Origin of the sequence: Parasphingorhabdus sp. (assembly GCF_036963705.1) — a bacterium.
Classification (GTDB): Bacteria; Pseudomonadota; Alphaproteobacteria; order Sphingomonadales; family Sphingomonadaceae; genus Parasphingorhabdus.
In genome coordinates, this window is sequence record NZ_JBALUT010000124.1 from 1 (window position 1) to 3,882 (window position 3,882).

At 55.9% G+C, this 3,882-nt stretch carries 4 protein-coding genes; 2 read left to right on the plus strand and 2 right to left on the minus strand.

Annotation, left to right across the window (positions count from 1 at the left end; all coding sequences use genetic code 11):
- Positions 1-241 (plus strand): RsmE family RNA methyltransferase (locus tag V7680_RS15075; protein WP_335654078.1); only part of this gene is annotated, 241 nt, incomplete at its 5' end.
- 181 nt (positions 242-422) lie between these two features.
- Positions 423-2,384, plus strand: coding sequence for a proprotein convertase P-domain-containing protein (locus tag V7680_RS15080; protein WP_335654081.1), 1,962 nt, complete (start codon positions 423-425; stop codon positions 2,382-2,384).
- Here the strand turns inward: V7680_RS15080 and V7680_RS15085 are convergent.
- Both V7680_RS15085 and V7680_RS15090 read right to left on the minus strand, forming a co-directional pair.
- On the minus strand, positions 2,381-2,836 hold the full coding sequence (locus tag V7680_RS15085) for a YaiI/YqxD family protein (protein ID WP_442955064.1): 456 nt from the start codon (positions 2,834-2,836) through the stop codon (positions 2,381-2,383). The genes V7680_RS15080 and V7680_RS15085 overlap by 4 nt on opposite strands.
- A gap of 20 nt (positions 2,837-2,856) precedes the next feature.
- The coding region (locus tag V7680_RS15090; RefSeq protein WP_335654080.1) for a DbpA RNA binding domain-containing protein at positions 2,857-3,882 on the minus strand (1,026 nt) is incomplete at its 5' end.

Sequence of the window (3,882 nt, forward strand, 5' to 3'; positions counted from 1 at the left end):
CGACGAGCGCATCCATCAGACCGGTGAAGGCAGCTTCCGCAAGGCGCTGGTCGCCCATGACGGTCCGGCTGCAATCCTGATCGGACCCGAAGGCGGTTTCTCCGATTCCGAGAACGAAATGATCCGCGCGCTCGACCAATCCGTCGCGATATCGCTTGGCCCGCGGATTTTGCGGGCGGAGACAGCGGCCCTGGCAGCGGTCAGCCTGTGGATGGCTGGTCGCGGCGATTGGAATGGATGATATCGGCATTTTCGTGCTGATCCAGCGGCTTATGATCGAATTGTAAAATCGCGTTAATCATTCCTTGAAACCCAAAATTTAACTAATCTTTCAGAGTATTCCTCTACCTATTAGCGCCATGAAGTGGGGACAAAATTTTCCGGGACTGACCATCCCGAGGAATTTAGTCGCGGTGGGAAAGATGCTTTCCTGCCTCGTCTTGATCTGTCTTGCCTTGATATATCCCTCGGCTGTCAGGGCTCAGACCGTCACACAATATACAATCAGCGAACCCGGCGGTTCGAACGATATTGTCGGTGCACGCACTTGCGGAACCGGAACCGGTGGGACCGGGGGGTCACCACTGGTCAAGAATTTTTCGGTCGGCACCAATTTTACCGTTGCCGACGTCGATCTGGGTTTTCTCGCTTCCCATGCCTATCGCACAGATCTTCAGGTCATTTTACAATCCCCTGCAGGAACGCGGGCCATTCTTGTCGTTGGTTCAACTGCGGGGGGCAATAATCATTTGAACGTCCGGCTGAGCGATGAGTCCAGCCCTGCGGTAAACAGCGGCGGTCACGGCAGTGACAATTTGACGCCAACGCCTAACCCGCCGACCGTTGCCTATCAACGGCAGTTCTCTCCCAATAATCCGCTGAGCGTGTTTGACGGACAAAATTCGATCGGTACCTGGCGCATGGAAATCTGCGACATGTTCCCGAGCGCCGATGACGGAAATTTCCTGAGAGCAGACTTATGGCTGACTTCAACGCCTACCAATTTCGCAGATCTGTCACTGACCAAAACGGTTAGCAATGCGACCCCGGCAAACGGTGCCAACATCACCTACACGCTGTCTCTCAACAATTCTTCTGCATCGAACCAGACCGCGGCAGCAACGGTCAATGACTTGCTTCCACTGGGCGTGACGTTCGTCAGTGCATCGGGTTACGGAACCTATAATAGCGGCACCGGCATATGGACGGTACCGTCGATTGCTCCCGGGCAGACCCGTGCTATAAACATAGTTGTCAATGTCACGGCCACATCAGGAGCCACCGTTACCAATAACGCCGAGGTGGCGTCGTCCGATCGGGTAGACCCGGATTCCACGCCCAACAACGGGATCACAGGCGAGGATGATTATGCGAGCCGGGCTTTTACTGTATCGGGATCACGTACCGCGGGCATTCCACCTAGCCTGACCAGCGTTTGCCCTGTCTCCAATCAGATATTGTTCGACTGGAATGGCAAAGCCTGGGTGGGCGGCTCGACAAACAACAGCTATACTGTCAGCGGTATCGGATCGATCAATTTTGAGATCACCAATACGGGTGGCACCTATGATGATGGCTCGCCCGCTGTGAACAACAACAATTACGGCAGCCTGGCGAATACGGAACAGTCGCTATATGAAAACCTTCAATTTACCACCCAGTCGCAAACCGCAACTACAAGGTTAACCCTGCCAACGGCGGTACCCGGGCTTCAGTTCACCGTTTTCGACGTCGATTATGCCAATAATGACTTTGCCGACAAACTGACGGTTGTCGGCAGTTTCAACGGCTCAACCGTATTGCCGACGCTTACCAACGGTGTCGCCAACTATGTCACGGGCAATGTCGCAATTGGTGATGCCGGATCCAATTCCAACTCGGCCAACGGCAATGTGGTAGTCACCTTCACCTCTCCGGTGGACAGGGTTGATATCATCTATGGTAACCACACGACCGCGCCAGCCGATCCGGACGGACAAGCCATTTCAATCCACGATATCAACTTCTGTCGCCCGGTAACAACCATGAGCGTCACCAAGATCAGCTCGCTCATCAGCGATCCGGTCAACGGTACCACCAATCCCAAGCGCATTCCGGGAGCCATCGTCCAATATTGCATCCTGATCAGCAACAGCGGGTCTGCAAGTGCAGCATCAATCGTTGCCACCGACAGCCTTACCGGCGCATTTACTTACACGCCGGGGACGATGAGGAGTGGCAGCAATTGCGGCTCGGCGGCGACGGTGGAGGATGACAATGCGACAGGTGCGGATGAGGGCGACCCCTATGGTGCATCATTGGCCGGCACCACGATCACCGCGACCGCCGCGACGTTGGGACCCGCGAGTACATTTGCGCTGACATTCCGGGTTACGATAGACTAGCCCCGGCGCTTCAACCGCACCAGAATATCATCCAGTGACGACAGAAAGCGGGAGCGATCCGCTTTGCTGAACGGCGGCGGACCACCGATATTTTCTGTTCCCATGCCAGCGCGCAAATCGGCCATGATCGCGCGTGTCGCAACCGCAGCTCCGATAGAATCGGCGGTAAACGGTTTGCCATTGGACCCGACCACAGACGCACCCGCCTTCACACAGCGATCGGCGAGGAGAATATCTGACGTAACCACGACTGTGTGGGCGCTGGTGCGTTCGGCAATATAGTCATCGGCCGCATCAAAGGCATCGCTGACAACCACTCGGCTGACCAGCGGATGGTCAGGCACCCGAAACGGACTATTGCTGACAATCACCACCGCCACTTGATGGCGGTCCGCTACCCGGTAAATTTCGTCTTTTACCGGGCAGGCGTCAGCATCAACCAATATCTGGATGGCGGTGGTCATCAATTCAATCAGTCGGCTTTGGGTCCGCTTGGTTTTCCGCCTTCAAACGGGCGCTTTCCGCGATGCGGTTTTTTGTCGCCGCCGCCGAAATTGCCGCCGGAACCGGATTTGCGATCGCCTTTAAAGTCGGTTTTCTTTTTGAAACCGCCACCAAATTCGCGCTTTGGTCCGCCGCCGTCAGAACTGCCTTCGCCGTCCGGCTTGCGCTTCTGGTAAGGCTTGCCGCCGCCACCCGGTTTGTCACCGAATTTTTTGTCGCCAAACTTGTTCTTGCCGAATTGCTTGCCGCCATGTTTCTTGCTGGCATTGCTGTAATCACGCTGGCCACCACCGTCGCCACGTCCGCCTTTGCGGTTACGCTTGGCTTCATCGCGTGGCTTGACTTCAAACTGGGTGATCACGATATCATCGGTATCATCCCCGCCGGCTTCTCTTTTTTCAGCAACGGCTGCGGTGAATTTGTCCACCACCCGGCGCGGAATTTCGAACAATGTATCGTCACCGTTGATCCGGATCGCACCGATTTCATTCTTGGTGATATGACCGCGGCGGCACAAGACCGGCAACAGCCAGCGAGCGTCGGCACGCTGGTTATGGCCGACGTTCATCTTGAACCAGACAGTATCTTCGAAACCCGGACGAGGACCACCAGGCGCAGCTTGCGACTGCGCACCACGATCGAGCATCTGTTCCGGAGCAGGCATTTTCGCGCGGTGCGATTGTACCAGCATTGCCGCGATTTCTTCTGGCGTTTTTTCAGCCATCAGGCGTTTCGCCAGCACCAAATCATCTTCGTCAATCTCGACCGGCTGCAACAATGTTTCGATCAGCCGCTCGGCGTCATTCTTGCGAATGTCGGCGCGTGTCGGAGCATCTTTCCATTCGGCATTGATTTTTGCGCCGCGGAGCATCGATTCAACCCGCTTGCGCCGCTGGTAAGGCACGATGATAACCGCCGTACCCTTTTTACCGGCACGACCCGTACGACCGGACCGATGCTGCAATGTCTCGGCGTCGCGCGGCATATCGACATG

What these genes read in the sequence shown, in the direction of transcription:
- V7680_RS15080 (WP_335654081.1), top strand. Translation starts at nt 423, where the DNA reads ATGCTTTCCTGCCTCGTCTTGATCTGTCTTGCCTTGATATATCCCTCG.